Origin of the sequence: Actinomyces acetigenes, from assembly GCF_031296635.1 — a bacterium.
GTDB lineage: Bacteria > Actinomycetota > Actinomycetes > Actinomycetales > Actinomycetaceae > Actinomyces > Actinomyces acetigenes.
The window spans coordinates 86,390-102,215 of the sequence record NZ_JASPFC010000010.1 but is presented as its reverse complement, the minus strand read 5'-3'; the positions used below and the strand labels follow the sequence as shown (position 1 = coordinate 102,215).

Sequence of the window (15,826 nt, the reverse complement as noted above, 5' to 3'; positions counted from 1 at the left end):
GCGGGTGCCGAAGCGGGCGGGGTCCTCCAGGACGACGCCGCAGACCAGGTCGGGGCGGCGGACGGCAGCCACCATGGCGGTGGCCGCACCCATCGAGTGGCCGATGACGACCGGGGCCGGCGGCGTCGGCAGACCCAGGGCGGCCCGGCCGCGCGAGGCGGCCTCCAGGTCCTCCAGGACGGCGATGAGGTCGCCCACGAGGACCTCCCCGGCCCGCTCGAGCTGGGCCGGCGTCCACCGCGGGGACAGGCCGTGCCCGCGGGCGTCAACCGCGACGACCCGGTAGCCGTGGCCCACCCAGTGGTCGATGGCCTCGGCCAGGGAGACCGCGGAGCCGGTGATGCCGTGGAGCAGGACCAGGGTGGGGGCGGCGTCGGGCCCCGCGACGATGCGCGCCAGTGAAGTCATGCCCCCATCCTGCCTCGTGACCGCCCCGTAGGCTGAGCCCATGAGCGAGACGAGCCAGCAGAGCATGCCGAGGATGAACGTCGAGTCCTTCAACCTGGACCACACCAAGGTGGCCGCGCCCTACGTGCGCGTGGCCGACCGCAAGGAGCTGCCCGGCGGGGACGTGCTCGTCAAGTACGACGTGCGCTTCTGCCAGCCCAACCGCGCACACCTGGAGATGAAGGCCGTGCACTCCATCGAGCACCTGAGCGCCGAGCTCATGCGCAACCACACCGACCGGCTCATCGACTTCTCCCCCATGGGCTGCCAGACCGGCTTCTACGCCCTCATGCTGGGGGTGGGGACCGAGGAGTTTCTGCCGCTGCTGGAGGCGACCTTCCGCGACATCCTCTCCGCCCAGGAGGTGCCGGCGGCCAACGAGGTCCAGTGCGGCTGGGGGGCGAACCACTCGCTGGCCGCCGCCCAGGAGGCGGTGCGCGACTTCCTCGCCGCCCGCGAGGAGTGGACGCAGGTCATGGCCTGACACAGCCGCCAAGACCAGGAGCCGAGGAGAGGACAGTCCTCACAGTCTGGCAACACCGGGCCCGGCACAGTGACGGGGTGAGACGTCGCGCCGTCGCCGGGCTCCGACGTCGGCCCGGATCGACGGGGCCGGCACCGTATCCTGACGCTGTTCCGCACGCGCCCACTGGGGCGCCAACCCACCGATTTCCCGAAAAGCGACGAGAAGCATTGACAACCATGGAGAGCACCGTCATCGCCAATCCCGCCAACCCCATCCTCATCTGGTGGGTCATCGCCCAGCCGCTGCTGCTCCTGCTGTCCTACCTCGTGGGACAGGTGACGCGGTTCCTGCTGCGCGGACGGGTCTCCGTGTCGGATGCGGAGGCCACGCTCATCGCGCTCATCGGCCTGTGGCTGGGGCTGCTGCTGGCGGGGTGGATCTTCGACGAGGGCGACCTGTTCTCGGTCAAGATGCTGGCGACCTCCTGCGGCGTGGCAGTCGTGGTGCTGGTGGCGACCTCCGCGGTGCTGGCGCGCGTCCAGCACCGTCGCACCCTGTTGCCGATCGCGGAGGTCGCCCAGATGGGCGAGTCCGACCGCCTGGAGTTCAAGTCCTCGGCCCGCTGGAACCTGCGCACGGACAAGCGCGATGAGGCGATGGAGGAGATCGTGGCCAAGACGGTGGCGGCCTTCATGAACTCCGCGGGCGGCACGCTCCTGCTCGGCGTCGATGACGGCGGCACCCTCATTGGGCTCGGCCCCGACTACGCGACCCTCAAGCAGCCCGACGCCGACCGCTTCGAGCTGTGGCTGCGCGGCATGTGGCGCACGCGCATGGGCACGAACGCGGCGGCGCTGCCGCAGGTGGACTTCGCACCCACACCGGACGGGACCGCGGAGGTGTGCCGGGTGACGGCGCCCCCGTCCCCGCTGCCGGTCTACCTCAAGCCGGCCAAGGGGCGCGACGGGGCGGCGCTGTGGGTGCGGGTCGGCAACTCGACGCGGCGCCTGGAGGTGGACGACGCCGTCGACTACGTCATGCTGCGCTGGCCGCGGATCAACCACGTGACCTGGCCGATCCGGCTGGGGAACTTCCTGCTGCGCCGCGACCAGTCCCGCCGGGCGCTGCCCATCAACCCGGCGGCGGCCGTCACCGCCGCCACGGGCTCCCGGGACGACGAGGGTACCGATCAGTAGGCCGTCGTAGGCCACGGGCCGCCGGAACACAGCGGGCCCCGGGTCCTGGTGATGGGGCGCGGCAAGGCAAGGCCCAGCGGTGGGACGAGGCGAGGCCCGGTGGACCGGTCCAATGCGTGCGGGGACATCCTGCGCGGCCGGGGACGGGATTCCTGTCCCCGACGGCGTCGAATGCCCCGCCCGGAAGGACACGCACCCGGTCGCGCGCAATGTCCCCGGCGAGGGCGGGCCGGCAGCAATCCACCTGACCCGCCCTCGCCAGACACCGCGGCCACCGGCCTCAGGACACGACAGCGGCCTGCCTACCCTCGGCGTCCTCGCCCTCAGAATCCTTGCCCCGATCGTCCGAGCAGTCCGTCACCGGTCGGGCGGACTGGCCGGCATCGGCCTCCTCCTGCTCCAGTGCCTGCTCCAGGCCCTCCCCCTCGACGTCGACGACGGGGAGCAGCCGGTCCAGCCACGCCGGCAGCCACCAGGCCTTCTCCCCCAGCGCCGCCATGAGCGCGGGGATGAGGGTCATGCGCACGAGGAAGGCGTCGGCGGCGATCCCGACGGTCAGGCCGAGGGCGATGGGCTTGACGTACACGTTGTCGGTGTGGACGAAGGCCATGAAGACGCCGATCATGATGACGGCCGCCGCCACGACGACCTTCGCGCTGCCCTGGAACCCCGCCTTGACCGCCGCCGCGGCCGCCTCACGGCGAGCCTCGGGCGTCGCGGCAGTCGCGTCGCTGCGCCGTCGGGTCCACTCCTCGCGCATGCGTGAGACGAGGAAGACCTGGTAGTCCATGGCCAGCCCGAACAGGACTCCCATGACGATGACCGGCAGGAAGGAGATGACGGCACCGACCTTGGAGACGGCCAGGAGGTCGGCCGCCCAGCCCCAGCCGAAGACGGCGCCCACGGCCCCCATGCCCGCACCCAGTGACAGCAGGTACCCGAGGGTCGCGGTCACGGGAACGGCGACGGAGCGGAAGACCACCATGAGGAGGATGAGCGAGAGGCCCACCACCACGATGCCGAAGGGGATGAGGGCGGCGTTGAGCTCCTCGGCGACGTCGATCGCGACGGCGGTCTGGCCGGTGACCATGACGTTAGTGAGTCCGTAGCGGCTCTCGTAATCACCGGCGTGGGAGCGGATGTTGCGCACGAGCTCCATCGTGGAGGGGTCGGTCTGCGACTTCTCGGGGCGGAGCTGGACGAAGGCGAGCGTCCCGTCCTCGTTGGGGGTAGCCAGGGAGACTCCCTCGACGCCGTCGAGCTGGGAGAGGTCGTGGGCCAGGCCCTGGACCGCGGCGACCGAACCGGAGGGCTGAGAGACGTCGGCGATCACGACGATCGGGGAGTTGTAGCCCTCGCCGTAGGCCGCGGCGACGGCGTCGTAGGTCTCGCGCTGCTGCGTCCCCTTCTCGGCGAAGCCGTTGTCGGTCAGGGCCAGGCGCAGGCCGCTGGCGGGGACGGCGCACAGTCCCAGGAGGACGACGACGGCGCCGATAGTCACCCACGGGCGGCGGGTCACCGTGCGCACCCAGCGGGACGCCGGCCTCCGGTCCGCGTCCGCACCGACGTCGGCGGCCTTGCGGCGGCGCGGGAGCAGGCGCTGACCGAGGAGGCCGATGAGTGCGGGGACGACCGTCAGGGCCACGAGCACGGCCACCGCCACGACCGCCGCCGAGGCCAGGCCCATCGTGGTCAGGAACCTGATGCCGGCCACGCTCAAACCGCACAGGGCCACGATGACCGTGGTGCCGGCGAAGACGACGGCCCCTCCGGAGGTGGCGGTGGCCCGCCCGGCGGCCTCGGCCGGATCGACGCCGTCGGCGAGGTACTCGCGCGCCCGCGAGACGATGAACAGGGCGTAGTCGATGCTGACCGCCAGTCCGATCATGACGGCCAGGACCGGGGTGGTGGAGTTGATGTCGGTGATGCTCGCCGTCGCGAGGATGCCGAGCATGCCGACGCCCACGCCGACGGCGGCGGCGACGAGCGGGGTACCCGCGGCTGCGAGGGAGCCGAAGGTGATGAGCAGGACGATCGCGGCGATGGCGACGCCGACGAGCTCAACGGCGGAGATACCGATCCCCACCTCCTGGTCGATGTTGCCGCTGCGCTGGACCGTCAGGGACGGGTCCATGGCCTCGGCGCGCTCGGCGAGGGTGTCGAGGTCCTGGGCGACGGTCTTGGCCTTCGGCGTGGTTCCGGTGGTGATGGAGCCGACCGAGGCGTCCGTCTGCACCTGGACGAGCACGTGGGTGCCGTCGGCGGAGACGGTTGACGCGACCCCGGCGGCCTGGTTCCCGAAGGGTGGGGAGACCGTGGCGACGCCGTCGATCTGCGAGGCCCGAAGGGCGAAGGCGTTGACCGCCGGGGCGTGGTTCTCGATGCGGCCGTTGGAGCTGGTGATGAGGACCTGCTCGCTGGTGCCGGCCGCCTGGGGCAGCCGGTCGGAGAGGACCTCCAGGCCCCGCATCGACTCGGTGCCGGAGATGGTGAAGGTGTCGTCGAGCTGGATGCCGGTGGTGGCGACAACGCCGCCGAGGGCAGCGATGAGCAGCGCCCAGGCGGCGAGGACCCGGGTGGCGTGACGAGCGCACCATCGCCCCAGGGATAAGAGGAAGTTGGACATGGCAGGCCTTCCAGAAGGTACGGAGATGATCGAATTCGATACGAAAACGTACTGGATACAGTCATGTATTGAAACCCGGGACGTTGTGACTCCTCACACCCCCACGGCGCCGGTAAGGTGGGCGGTCTCATGACACCGAGCACCGACCCGCCCGCCGCTGAGCGCACGCTGCGCAAGCGGGAGAACACCCGCGCCCGCCTCATCGAGGCGGCTGCGGACATCGTCGCTTCCAAGGGCATCGCCAGCACTCGCATTGACGACGTCGTCAAGCAGGCCGGCTTCACCCGGGGCGCCTTCTACTCCAACTACTCCTCGCTCCAGGACATCCTCACCGAGGCCATCGTCACGCGCTCCAACACCTTGCTGTCACGGGTCACGCAGGCCATCGACTCCTTCGAAGGCGCCCCCACGATGGACTCGCTCATGGAGCTGCTCGAGGCCATCCGCCCCGAGGCTCGCACCATCTACCTGCTGACCACGGAGTACTCCCTCTTCCAACTGCGCAACCCCGACAGCCCGACGATCCCCGGCACGGCGCGCGCCGATTTCACCGCCAGACTGTCCGGGACGGTCGAGAAGGTTCTCGCCCGCATGGGGCGCCGCCCCACCGTCCCCACGGCGAGCCTGGCCGATATCGTCAGCCTGCTCTTCATGGACTCGATCGCCGCGAACATCGACTGTGGCAGGCTGCGCGACCTCATCGAGGCGGTCATCATCGGGCTGAGCACGCCGACGCAAGCCGGCGACGCCTGACGTCGCCCCGCACCAGAGCTTGCCTCCTGACGAAGCGACGGATTCCACCCCGACAGAAGGCCACCGCCCCACCGACCCCCACTGCACGCTCTCTACAGCGCCTCGACAGAGCTGCCGTGCGGCGAATCTGTCCAGATGGGACGACTTTGAATCACGGCAGCCGCACCGCGGTTGGCAAAAGCCCAGGTCATCGCCCTGTTACTTCCTGATAGTGGCTGCGATCAACCGCCAAAGCCGTCCCATCTGGACACTTTCAGGGCTCGGCCGCCCCTGTAGGCTCGGCGTGTGAGTCGCACCTGTGCCGCGCCCGTCATCGTCTCCTGCGCCATGGCCGAGGAGGTTCAGCCCTTCTTGGACACCCTGCCCGAACGCGCGGCGGCCCAGGCCCCGACCCTGCCGGGGGCCGCACGCGCCTGGTCCCTCCAGCTTCCCGGCGACGAGCACGAACTCATCGTGGTGCGCAGCGGCATCGGGCTCGTGGCGGCCGCGAGCGCGCTGGCGACGGCCCTGGCCCGGGTCCGTCCCAGCGCCGTCATCTCGGCGGGAACCACCGGCGGGCTCGGCCGGCAGGTCGAGGTCGGCGACGTGTGTGCCTCGGCGAGCCTGGCCTACACCGATGCCGACGCCACCGCCTTCGGCTATGCCCGCGGCCAGACCCCGGGCCAGCCGGAGACCTTCGCTGGCGACCCGGCTTTGCTGGAGCGCCTGGAGCAGGTGGGCCAGGAGGCCCTGCGCGGCGCCACGGCGTCGTCGGGCTCGGCGCGGCTGCGTGTCGGTCAGATGCTGGCCGGCAACTCCTTCGTGACGGCCGCGAACGTGGCCGACACCCGCGAGGTCTTCCCCACGGCGCTGAGCACGGACATGGAGTCGACGGCGCTGGCGCAGGTGGCGGCGGGCGCTGGCATCCCCTTCGTCTCGGTGCGCGGCGTGTCAGACCTGTGCGGCCCCGAGGCGGGCCAGGACTTCCACATCGCCGCCGAGGAGGCTGCCGCCCGCAGCGCCGCGGTCGTCCTGGCTCTGCTCGGATGAGTCGCCGACACCCCGCGCCTCACCGACTTTTTCTTCATAGATCGACCTTTTCTTCAGAAACGACCCGGAGCCGCGTCGTTTATGAAGTTTTGGTCGGTTTGCCGGGCGCCGCTCAGTCGGCCTGACGCAAGCGCGCCTCACCGGCACGAGTCGCACCTCGCCATGAGGGCCGACGACGACGTCGGGCGGACACGAGCCGGCACTCCGGGCGGGTCGGCAGCGAGGGCGCCCTCCGCATCAGTTGATTGTTGGCTAGGCTCGGCATATGACTGCTGCACTGGGACGCCTTGTCGTGGAGGGATTCAGGTCGATCCGGCACCTCGAGCTGGACCTGACCACCGACGTCACCGTGCTCATCGGCGCCAACGGCTCCGGCAAATCGAACCTGGTGAGCGCCCTAGAGCTGGTCTCACGGGTCGTTGACAACACAGCGACCGACCGGCTGACAAGGCAAGCGGGTGTCGCCCGCCAGTATTTCGACGGTCCGTCCGGATCGGTGGATTCGATCCTGATCGAGCTCACTCAGGAGAAGTCAAGCAACAACGACCTCTCACTGACATATAGAACGCGCATCGAGAACGACATCAACGATCATCCACTGTACACGGAGGAACTGGCATTCCAAGACAGCAGTGGTAATCCTCGGCTTTTCTGGCAAGAGTTCGGGCCCTCCCAACGCAGTGAGCTCCAGCGAATCGCCTGCAACCCAGCACATGAACTTTATGGGGCAGTAGAGTCGTTCATCCCCCTTGTCTCGAGTTGCCGCGTTTTCCACTTCGATGATGTCAGTGCAAATGCCCCTGTCAAAGGTTTCTCGACCGTGGGCGACGACGTCTACCTGCGCTCGGACGCGGAGAACATCGCCGCTTACCTCTTCAAGGTGCGCAACGATCACCCCAGGCACTATCAGCGCATCGTCTCGGCGGTCCGCCATGTCACGCCGTTCTTCGACGACTTCGTGCTCGTCCCGGATCCCTCGGAGCGGATTCGGCTGCGCTGGAAGCAGCGCGGGCTGGACCGCACCTTCCTGGCTCATGAGGCCAGTGACGGCACCTTGCGGTTCATCTGCCTGGCCACGCTGCTGCTGGGACCGGACCTGCCAGCCACCGTCGTGTTGGACGAGCCTGAGCTGGGGCTCCACCCGGCCGCGATCGGCCTGCTCGCGGAGATGACGCATATCGCGGGCAGGAACGGGCACAAGGTCATCCTGGCCACCCAGTCGGTGCCGCTGCTGTCCCACTTCGCCCTGGAGGAGGTCGTGGTCCTGGAGCGGGTCGACGGCGCCACCCAGGCCACTCGCCCCGACCGCGCGGCCCTGGAGGGTTTCCTGGAGGACTACTCCACCGGCTCGCTGTGGGAGATGAATCTCCTGGGTGGGCGCCCGGCGCGTGAGGGACGGGCCTGATGAGGCAGGTCGTCATCCTCGTGGAGGGACAGACCGAGGAAACGCTGGTCAACGAGGTCCTGGGCCCTGCGGCCTCGATGCGCGGAACGTACGTGACGCCGGTCGTCGTCACGACCTCGGCAACCCCCACTGGCGCCCATCACGGCGGCGGCCACTGGAAGCACTACCACGCCAAGCTCCAGGCTCTTCTCAAGGCGTCTCACTATGAGCGAGTAGGCCTTCTCCTCGACTACTACCAGTACCCCAAGGGCGCACCCGGGCGAGAGGTGACGACGCCTTCCGAGAGTCTCGACAGCGCCGGCCGGCAGTCGGCACTCATGGCTGCTCTGCGCGCCGAGTACCCGGACCCGCGCTTCCGTCCGCTCGTCGTCCTCCATGAGATCGAGGCCCTCGTCCTGGCGGCGGTCGACGCCGGGCAGGGGGACGAGCTGCTCCCCCAGCAGGGACTCGCTGAGCTGCGGCAGGCCATCAGCCGAGCGGGCGGCCCCGAGCGGGTCAACCACGGCCCCAGCACCGCCCCGTCCAAGCGCCTGGAGGCGGCCGACCCCGGCTACATGAAAACTGTCACCGGACCTCTGCTCGTCAGCGAGGCCGGGCTTCCCGCGATCCTGGAGCGCTGCCCCACCTTCAAGGACTGGTGGGACGACCTCCTGGCCTGACCGGCCGCTCCGCCCCCGCGCCCGGCGTCGCCGCACTCACCGGCGCGAGTCGGGCTGCGGCGTGAAGGCCGACGTCGGGCAGCTGGCGCCCCACTCATTCATCGCATCGAGCACGGGCCTCAGGCTCCTGCCGAGGTCGGTGAGCTCGTAGACAACGCGGAGCGGCACCTCGGGGTAGGCGTGCCGGGTGACGATCCCGCGCGACTCGAACATCCGCAGCCGGCTGGTCAGCGTGTGCGCGCTGATCCCCGGCAGGGCGTCGCGCAGCTCCCCGAAGCGCTGCGGGCCGTGCATGAGCTCACGCACGATGAGCGTCGCCCAGGGCCCGTCGAACAGCAGCAGGAACCTCGCCACCCCACACTCGGGAAGATCGACCTCACTCACGACATCGAATCTACCCCAATAGTGCAGTTGACGTAACTAGTGCATCGTATGCACTAATGGCGCCATGGCTGACATCGTTCATGGCGCCACGGGCGCCCAAGGCTCTCCCGTCCTGTCCGCTCTGATCGCCGCCGGGCACACCGCCATCGCTGCGGTCCGCCGTCCTGAAGCGGTCCCCGCCGACATCGCCGCCCGGCAGGTCGACCTGGCCTCGGCGGGCTCCCTCACCTCGACCTATGAGGGCGCCGACGGCCTCTTCATCCACCTGCCCATGGGTGCACCCGAGGCGGCGGCCGCCCAGGCCCGGGCTGTCGTCGAGGCGGTCACCCGGGCCCGCCCCGGCCGCGTCGTCATCTCCACCAGCGGGCAGATCGTCGACCAGCCGGGATCGCCGCTGCAGGCGCCCGCGGACAGCCCCATCATGACGCTCATCGACGGCGTGACCGGCAGCGGCATCCCCACGGCCGTGGTTGCTCCGCGCCTCTACCTGGAGAACCTTCTCCTGCCGGTCGTCCTGGGCCCCGTGCGCGAGGAGGGCGTGCTGCGCTACCCGCTCCCGGCGTCGTTCCCGGTCTCCTGGAGCTCGCACTTGGATGTGGCCGAGGTCGTCGCCCGCCTGCTCACGGATGCCTCCCCCACCACGGGCACGGTCGGCGTCGGTCACCTGCCCGGACTGACGGGAGCGGATCTGGCCGCGGCCTTCTCCAGCCGCCTGGGCCGCGAGGTCCGTTTCGAGGGCATCACGCCCGAGGCCTTCGGTGAGCTCATCACGCCGCTCTTCGGGCCGGCCGCGGCGCCGGTCGTCGAGCTCTACCGGGCCCTCAACGCACAGGACGGCAACACCATCGCCGAGGACAGCAGCGCCCAGGAGCTGCTGGGGCTCCGGCCGCGCTCGATCGGGCAGTGGTTGGAGGACCTGGCAGTCTCGTAGCCGTAATCACCGACTTTTTCTTCATAGATCGACCTTTTCTTCATAAACGACCCGGAGCCGCGTCGTTTATGAAGATTTTGTCGGTTTGTCGGGCGCCGCTCCAAGCGTTCTTGCCTTCGAGCGCACTCGAAGCTCTACGGTCTCAGGCATGACCAGCACGATCGCCCCAAGCAGCGAGCCCGACGACGCCCGGCTCCGCGAGGTGCTCCGGCTCGCCTCCGTCCCACGCAGCGACGACATCGGACCGGCGGCCGGGCCCGGTGCGGCCGGATGGGACATCGCAACCACCGCCGAGCGCCTGGGGGTGAGCGCCCACACTCTGCGCTACTACGAGCGAATCGGGCTCGTGCGGGTCGGGCGCGACGCCTCCGGGTACCGCCGCTACGACGCCGCGGCCGTGCGGCGCCTGGTCTTTCTTACCCGGATGCGTACCTCGGGCATGACGATCAGCGACCTGCAGCGCTATGTCGACATGGTCGAGGCCGGTCGGGACACGGTACCCGAGCGCCTGGCCATGCTCACCGAGCACCGCAGTGTCCTGCGCACCCGAATCGATGAGCTCCAGCTGGCGCTGTCCGCCACCGACTACAAGATCGCCGCCTACACGCGGGAGCTGCAGGAGCAGGCCACCACACACGACATCGACACCTTCGACACTGACAAGGAGAACCCCTCATGACCGCTGAGACCACTTACCCCCAGCACGACGTCAACAGCCCCGAGAACCTGGCCCGGCGCGAGCGCGGCCTGGAGGTCGCCCGCTCGGTCGACGGCGAGGCCGCCCGGGCCGTCATCGACTCCCTGGCGGACATCAGTCCGGCGCTCGGCCACCACATCGCGGCCTTCGGCTTCGGGGACGTCTACGCCCGCCCCGGCCTGAACCCGCGCAGCCGCCAGCTCGTCACAATCGGCGTGCTCACAGCCCTGGGTGGCTGCGAGCCGCAGCTGAGGATCCACATCGGCGCTGCGCTCAACGTGGGGCTGACCCGCGAGGAGATCGTCGAGGCGATCCTGCACGCCTCGGTCTACGCCGGCTTCCCGCGAGCGCTCAACGCCACTTTCGTAGCCCGCGAGGTCTTCGCCGAGCGCGACGCCGCCAACTGATCGTCCGCATCGGCCCGTATCGCGCGGCCTCAGCAGGTCGCGACAGAGGCGTACGTGTCCAAATCTGTGACAAAGAGGTCCAAGCACCTTTTACTGAGCAGCAGGAACCGCAGGACCATGCGGTTTCATCTGGCACGCTCAGCGCCTGCCCCCGCCTTTGTCACAGATTTGGACACCGTTACGTTCCTCGGCGCCAGATCGACAGCCGATTACGTCACCAGCACTCCGCACCATCATCGCGACCCGATGCACGCGCCTACAGCGCCACGAGGACCTGAACCATGACGATCTTGACGACGATAGCCAGGGCGAACAGGGTCGCGTAGCCGGCCTCAATGCGCTCGTCATCGCGTTTGGACAGGGCGAAGGCGAGGATCGCGGGCTGCCCGACGAGCCCGGCCAGGCCGCCGGCGGCGCGCTGCGCGGACACCCCGGCCCACCGCGCCCCGGCCAGCAGGATGATCGCGTTGACCGCCACGATGAGCGCGGCGAGCACCCCCACCTTGAGCCCCGTCATCGAGAAGGCCGAGGCCGCGAAGTCCGGCCCCGAGGCCAGCCCGATCGCGGCCAGGAAGAACAGCAGTCCCAGCTGGCGGATGGTGGAGTTGGCGGCATGCGGCAGCCCCCACACGAAGGGCCCGGTGCGCCCCACCCACCCCAGGACCATGCCGACGACGAGCGGCCCGGCCGCCACCCCGAGCCGCAGGGTGATGCCACCGGGCAGCGGGATCGCCACCAGCCCCAGGAGCACGCCGAGCGCCATGCCTGCCCCGACGGAGAAGGCATCGATCTGGGCGATGGAGCGCTCGGAGTCGCCGAACCAGTCGGCGGCCTTCTCCAGCTCGTCACTGGGGACGACCGCCAGCACCCGGTCGCCGAGCTCCAGGACGAGGTCCTCACGGGCCAGCAGGTCCAGGTCCCCGCGCTTGACGCGGGTGATGACTCCCTGGAAGCGCCCGGGCATGTCCACCTCGGCGATGGTGCGCCCGGCCACCCGCGTCGAGGAGACGGTCAGGCGCCGAAAGTCGACGACGGTGCGGTCCTTGGCCAGGCACTTGTTGAGCCCGGTGCCCAGGTCGTGCACGGCGGACTCGACGGCGGACGGCGCCCCGACGATGACGACCTTGTCCCCGGGCAGCAGCTCCTCACCGGGGGCCACGACCCGGGTCTCGCCGTCGCGCTCCAGGTAGGAGATGCGGATGCTGCCCTCCTTGAAGGCCTTCATCTCGCCGAGGGCCACCCGCTGGAGGAGGTAGACGCTGGTGGCGGTGATGCCGTCGGCGCTGGCGGGCCACGGGTCGCGCCGCCCGGGCCAGGTGCGCCCCACGACCCCGGCCACGATGAGGATGGCGACAGCGACACCCACGGGGTAGGCCAGGGCGTAGCCGACGGCGGGCTCCTGGGTGCCGGCCGCCTCGATGGCGGCGTCGAGCACCGGCGAGGTCAGGGCCCCCGCGTAGGCGCCGGAGTCCATGGCGGGGCTCACGCCGGCCAGGTGGGAGTAGAGGCCGCCCGCCGCGCCGGCGATCACGAGCGCGACGACGCACATGGCCATGAGCGGCAGCTGTCTGCGCAGGTCGCGGAAGAAGGTGTTGCCGGCGGCCAGGCCCACGGTGTAGCAGAACAGGGCCAGGCCGAGGCTGCGCAGCAGGGTGAGGTTCGCGCCGAGCCGGGGGTCGAGGGCGCCTACCGCGAGGCCCACGAAGAGCGCCCCGGCGGCGCCGAAGCGGATCGGCCCCAGCGGGATCTGCCCTGCTGCAGTCCCCAGGCCGATGACGAGGAAGACGGTGAGGATCGGCGCCTGCGCGAGGACGTCGAGGACGGGATGGAGCACGGACACGACGCCAGGGTATCCGTATGCCTCGAAGGCCCCGAACCGCGCACCACCGGTTCCCGGCCCAGGCTCGGCAGCGTCATGCGCGACGCCGCGAAGCGGCCACCGGAAGCACTGTTCAATGAGTGGGATAAATGGTGCTGATATCAAGGCCGAGATGCGAACGCCCCGCCGCCGGACTCGCTATTGCTTCCCTTCTGCGAGCGGGAGGAATACCCTGGACGAGTCACCGAGGACGATGACCTCGTACCTTTTCTCGACGACGAGAGCGGAATCCCGATGCCCCAGAAAGAAGCCTCTCTGCCCACCTACTCACCGCAGGAGGAGAAGCGGATCATCCGCAACGCCGCCGGCGTCCCCGTCGGCATACGTCCTGACAATCGATGGACACCCGCGCGGATCGCCGCCTGGGTGGCCATCACCGCCCTGGGCGTCCTGGGGTGGTGGATGCTGGCGATTGTGCGCGGCGAGCACGTCAACACCATCTGGTTCGTGGTCACCGCCGTGTGCACCTACGCGATCGGATACCGCTTCTACGCCCTCTACATCCAGCGGCGCATCATGCGCCCCGACGACACCAACGCCACCCCGGCCGAGCGCATCAACAACGGGCGCGACTTCGACCCCACCCACCGTGTCGTCCTCTACGGCCACCACTTCGCGGCGATCGCCGGCGCCGGCCCGCTGGTCGGCCCGGTCCTGGCCGCCCAGATGGGATACCTACCCGGCACCCTGTGGATCATCATCGGCGTGCTCGTGGCCGGCGCCGTCCAAGACATGCTCGTCCTGTTCTTCTCCATGCGCCGCGGCGGCCGCTCCCTGGGCCAGATGGCCACTGACGAGATCGGCAAGGTCGGCGGCATCGTGGCCACCGTCGTCGTCTTCGTCATGCTCATGATCGTCCTGGCGGTCCTGGCCATGGTCTGCGTCAACGCCCTGGCCGCCTCCCCCTGGGGCGTCTTCTCGGTGGGCATGACGATCCCGATCGCCATCGCGATGGGCCTGTGGCTGCGCTTCGTCCAGCCCGGCAAGATCACGCAGGTCTCCTTCGTCGGCTTCGGCCTGCTCATCGCCGTCATCATCGGCGGGCGCTGGGTGGCCGAGTCCTCCTTCGGCCGCTACCTGCACCTGTCCCCCACCACCCTGGTGTGGGCCATGATCATCTACGGCTTCCTAGCCGCGGTCCTGCCGGTGTGGGTCCTGCTCACCCCGCGCGACTACCTGTCGACCTTCATGAAGGTCGGCACCATCACGATCCTGGCCCTGGGCATCATCATCGTGCGCCCCTTGGTGGAGATGTCCGCCGTCACCGAATTCGCCTTCAACACCGCGGGCCCCGTCTTCGCCGGCACCCTGTTCCCCTTCCTGTTCATCACCATCGCCTGCGGTGCCCTGTCCGGCATGCACGCCATGGTCTCCTCGGGAACCAGCCCCAAGATGGTGGAGAAGGAGACCCAGGTCCGCATGATCGGCTACGGCGGCATGCTCATGGAGTCCTTCGTGGCCATCATGGCGCTGGCGGCCGCGGTCTCCCTGAGCCCGGGCATCTACTTCTCCATGAACACCTCGACGGCGACCATGAACAAGCTCGCCGGCCCCGAGACGGTGGCCGCGGCCCCCTGCAAGACCACCAACGACCCCGAGCACCACTGCGAAAAGCTCGCCGAGGCCGCCGTCGCCAAGCTCGGCGTCACCGACGCCCAGGGCCGCAAGCCCACCCCCGAGTGGGACTCCTGGGACGATCAGGGCAACCCCAAGACCTACACGGGCGCTGAGGCCCTGGAGCGCCTGGCCAGCGACGTCGGCGAACCCAACGTCGTCTCGCGCACCGGCGGCGCCCCCACCCTGTCGGTGGGTATCGCCCACATCCTCCACCAAATCGGCGGAGGCCGGGCCATGATGGGCTTCTGGTACCACTTCGCCATCATGTTCGAGGCCCTGTTCATCCTCTCGGCCGTCGACGCCGTCACCCGCGTGGCCCGCTTCCAGCTCTCCGACGCGCTGGGCAACGCCTTCCCCAAGTTCAAGGACCCCTCCTGGCACGTGGGCGCCTGGGGGACCACGGCAGTCGTCGTCGCCTCCTGGGGTGCACTACTCCTCATGGGCGTGACCGACCCGCGCGGCGGCATCCAGACGCTCTATCCGCTGTTCGGTATCGCCAACCAGCTCATCGCGGCCGTGGCCCTGCTGGTGGTCACCGTCATGGTGGTGCGCAAGGGCTACACGAAGTGGGTGTGGATCCCCGCGATCCCGCTGGTCTTCGACACCGCCGTCACCTTCACGGCCTCGTGGCAGAAGATCTTCTCCACCGACCCGCTCGTGGGCTACTTCCAGCAGCATCGTGAGGCCGTGGCCAAGCTGGGCACGCTCACCGACCCGGGCAAGGTCGAGGAGACCCGGGCCATCGTGCGCAACACGATGATCCAGGGGACGCTGTCGGTCGTCTTCCTGGTCATGGTGGCCTTCGTCATGGTCTGTGCCCTCATCCGCATCGTCCAGACGATCCGCAACGGGGACACGACGACGTCGGAGGACCCGTACCAGGAGTCCAACTTCTACGCGCCCGAGACGATGATCGCCTCCTCCCTCATGAAGAAGGTCTCCCGGGAGTACGAGCAGGTGGGCGACCCGGCCCTCATCCCGCACAAGGCCCACGCGGAGAAGTCATGACACCTCCTCCTTCGACGCCGCAGCCGGCGGATCGGGTGAGCGCCCGACGTCGGGTCCGCCAGGTCCTGAGCCGGGCCCGCACCCTGTGGCGGGACATGACCGGGGAGTCCGCCTATGACCGTTACCTGGAGCGCTACGCCCGCGAGCACGCACAGTGCCCCCACGGGCACGGGGGCGCCCAGGAGCCAGGGCACGGCTCTGGGCACGGCCCCATGAGCGAGCGCGAGTTCTGGCGCGCCCGGGCCAAGCAGGCCGAGACGGAGATCAACGCCAGCTGCTGCTGAGCCGGGACACGCTCTGCGCTCTGTTGTGCTCTGATCGT

The 15,826-nt window shown here is 69.5% G+C and carries 15 protein-coding genes; 11 read left to right on the top strand and 4 right to left on the bottom strand.

Annotated features, from left to right (window positions below; all coding sequences use genetic code 11):
- Positions 1-408: alpha/beta hydrolase (locus tag RIV14_RS05915; RefSeq protein ID WP_309325013.1), on the bottom strand; the 408-nt coding region annotated here is incomplete at its 3' end.
- Between the two features lie 40 nt (positions 409-448).
- Here RIV14_RS05915 and RIV14_RS05910 point away from each other — a divergent pair.
- Positions 449-931, top strand: coding sequence for an S-ribosylhomocysteine lyase (locus tag RIV14_RS05910; RefSeq protein ID WP_178387896.1), 483 nt, complete (start codon positions 449-451; stop codon positions 929-931).
- Positions 932-1,149: 218 nt separating this feature from the next.
- Entirely contained in the window at positions 1,150-2,109 is a 960-nt protein-coding gene (locus RIV14_RS05905; protein WP_428978864.1) for an AlbA family DNA-binding domain-containing protein, read from the top strand.
- 280 nt (positions 2,110-2,389) lie between these two features.
- On the opposite strand, the gene RIV14_RS05900 is transcribed toward RIV14_RS05905, so the two are convergent.
- The gene (locus RIV14_RS05900) at positions 2,390-4,735 is read right to left on the bottom strand and encodes an MMPL family transporter (protein WP_075372998.1); all 2,346 of its coding nucleotides are present in this window, start codon (positions 4,733-4,735) and stop codon (positions 2,390-2,392) included.
- 129 nt (positions 4,736-4,864) lie between these two features.
- Between RIV14_RS05900 and RIV14_RS05895 the strand changes: the two genes are divergently transcribed.
- The 4 genes from RIV14_RS05895 to RIV14_RS05880 all read left to right on the top strand — a co-directional run bounded on the left by RIV14_RS05895 (position 4,865) and on the right by RIV14_RS05880 (position 8,581).
- Positions 4,865-5,488: a TetR/AcrR family transcriptional regulator gene (locus RIV14_RS05895; protein WP_075372999.1), complete on the top strand. Its 624-nt coding sequence runs from the start codon at positions 4,865-4,867 to the stop codon at positions 5,486-5,488.
- A 285-nt stretch (positions 5,489-5,773) separates the two neighbouring features.
- On the top strand, positions 5,774-6,517 hold the full coding sequence (gene mtnN, locus RIV14_RS05890; protein WP_075373000.1) for a 5'-methylthioadenosine/S-adenosylhomocysteine nucleosidase: 744 nt from the start codon (positions 5,774-5,776) through the stop codon (positions 6,515-6,517).
- Positions 6,518-6,782: 265 nt separating this feature from the next.
- Positions 6,783-7,922 carry an AAA family ATPase gene (locus RIV14_RS05885; RefSeq protein ID WP_075372142.1) on the top strand — a complete coding sequence of 380 codons (1,140 nt, stop codon included), beginning with the start codon at positions 6,783-6,785 and terminating at the stop codon, positions 7,920-7,922.
- Entirely contained in the window at positions 7,922-8,581 is a 660-nt protein-coding gene (locus tag RIV14_RS05880) for a DUF4276 family protein (protein ID WP_075372141.1), read from the top strand. The genes RIV14_RS05885 and RIV14_RS05880 overlap by 1 nt, the downstream gene beginning before the upstream one ends.
- A 36-nt stretch (positions 8,582-8,617) precedes the next feature.
- On the opposite strand, the gene RIV14_RS05875 is transcribed toward RIV14_RS05880, so the two are convergent.
- Positions 8,618-8,965: a winged helix-turn-helix transcriptional regulator gene (locus tag RIV14_RS05875; RefSeq protein WP_075372140.1), complete on the bottom strand. Its 348-nt coding sequence runs from the start codon at positions 8,963-8,965 to the stop codon at positions 8,618-8,620.
- Positions 8,966-9,029: 64 nt separating this feature from the next.
- Between RIV14_RS05875 and RIV14_RS05870 the strand changes: the two genes are divergently transcribed.
- From RIV14_RS05870 to RIV14_RS05860, 3 genes are all read left to right on the top strand, one after another.
- Positions 9,030-9,896, top strand: a complete 867-nt coding sequence (locus RIV14_RS05870; RefSeq protein WP_075372139.1) for an NmrA family NAD(P)-binding protein — start codon at positions 9,030-9,032, stop codon at positions 9,894-9,896.
- Between the two features lie 148 nt (positions 9,897-10,044).
- Positions 10,045-10,575 carry a MerR family transcriptional regulator gene (locus RIV14_RS05865; RefSeq protein WP_075372138.1) on the top strand — a complete coding sequence of 177 codons (531 nt, stop codon included), beginning with the start codon at positions 10,045-10,047 and terminating at the stop codon, positions 10,573-10,575.
- Complete coding sequence (locus tag RIV14_RS05860; RefSeq protein ID WP_075372137.1) at positions 10,572-11,000, top strand: carboxymuconolactone decarboxylase family protein; 429 nt, start codon at positions 10,572-10,574, stop codon at positions 10,998-11,000. Before RIV14_RS05865 ends, RIV14_RS05860 begins: the two co-directional genes overlap by 4 nt.
- 256 nt (positions 11,001-11,256) lie before the next feature.
- On the opposite strand, the gene RIV14_RS05855 is transcribed toward RIV14_RS05860, so the two are convergent.
- Entirely contained in the window at positions 11,257-12,840 is a 1,584-nt protein-coding gene (locus RIV14_RS05855) for an aspartate:alanine exchanger family transporter (RefSeq protein ID WP_075372136.1), read from the bottom strand.
- Positions 12,841-13,113: 273 nt separating this feature from the next.
- Here RIV14_RS05855 and RIV14_RS05850 point away from each other — a divergent pair, with 273 nt between their 5' ends.
- On the top strand, positions 13,114-15,504 hold the full coding sequence (locus RIV14_RS05850; RefSeq protein ID WP_075372135.1) for a carbon starvation CstA family protein: 2,391 nt from the start codon (positions 13,114-13,116) through the stop codon (positions 15,502-15,504).
- Positions 15,501-15,788 (top strand): CstA-like transporter-associated (seleno)protein, encoded by a 288-nt coding sequence (locus RIV14_RS05845; protein WP_075372134.1) that lies wholly within the window; start codon positions 15,501-15,503, stop codon positions 15,786-15,788. Before RIV14_RS05850 ends, RIV14_RS05845 begins: the two co-directional genes overlap by 4 nt.
- Positions 15,789-15,826: the final 38 nt, after the last annotated feature.

What these genes read in the sequence shown, in the direction of transcription:
- RIV14_RS05910 (WP_178387896.1), top strand. Translation starts at nt 449, where the DNA reads ATGAGCGAGACGAGCCAGCAGAGCATGCCGAGGATGAACGTCGAGTCC.
- RIV14_RS05905 (WP_428978864.1), top strand. Translation starts at nt 1,150, where the DNA reads ATGGAGAGCACCGTCATCGCCAATCCCGCCAACCCCATCCTCATCTGG.
- RIV14_RS05900 (WP_075372998.1), bottom strand. Translation starts at nt 4,735, where the DNA reads ATGTCCAACTTCCTCTTATCCCTGGGGCGATGGTGCGCTCGTCACGCC.
- RIV14_RS05895 (WP_075372999.1), top strand. Translation starts at nt 4,865, where the DNA reads ATGACACCGAGCACCGACCCGCCCGCCGCTGAGCGCACGCTGCGCAAG.
- RIV14_RS05885 (WP_075372142.1), top strand. Translation starts at nt 6,783, where the DNA reads ATGACTGCTGCACTGGGACGCCTTGTCGTGGAGGGATTCAGGTCGATC.
- RIV14_RS05880 (WP_075372141.1), top strand. Translation starts at nt 7,922, where the DNA reads ATGAGGCAGGTCGTCATCCTCGTGGAGGGACAGACCGAGGAAACGCTG.
- RIV14_RS05870 (WP_075372139.1), top strand. Translation starts at nt 9,030, where the DNA reads ATGGCTGACATCGTTCATGGCGCCACGGGCGCCCAAGGCTCTCCCGTC.
- RIV14_RS05865 (WP_075372138.1), top strand. Translation starts at nt 10,045, where the DNA reads ATGACCAGCACGATCGCCCCAAGCAGCGAGCCCGACGACGCCCGGCTC.
- RIV14_RS05860 (WP_075372137.1), top strand. Translation starts at nt 10,572, where the DNA reads ATGACCGCTGAGACCACTTACCCCCAGCACGACGTCAACAGCCCCGAG.
- RIV14_RS05850 (WP_075372135.1), top strand. Translation starts at nt 13,114, where the DNA reads ATGCCCCAGAAAGAAGCCTCTCTGCCCACCTACTCACCGCAGGAGGAG.
- RIV14_RS05845 (WP_075372134.1), top strand. Translation starts at nt 15,501, where the DNA reads ATGACACCTCCTCCTTCGACGCCGCAGCCGGCGGATCGGGTGAGCGCC.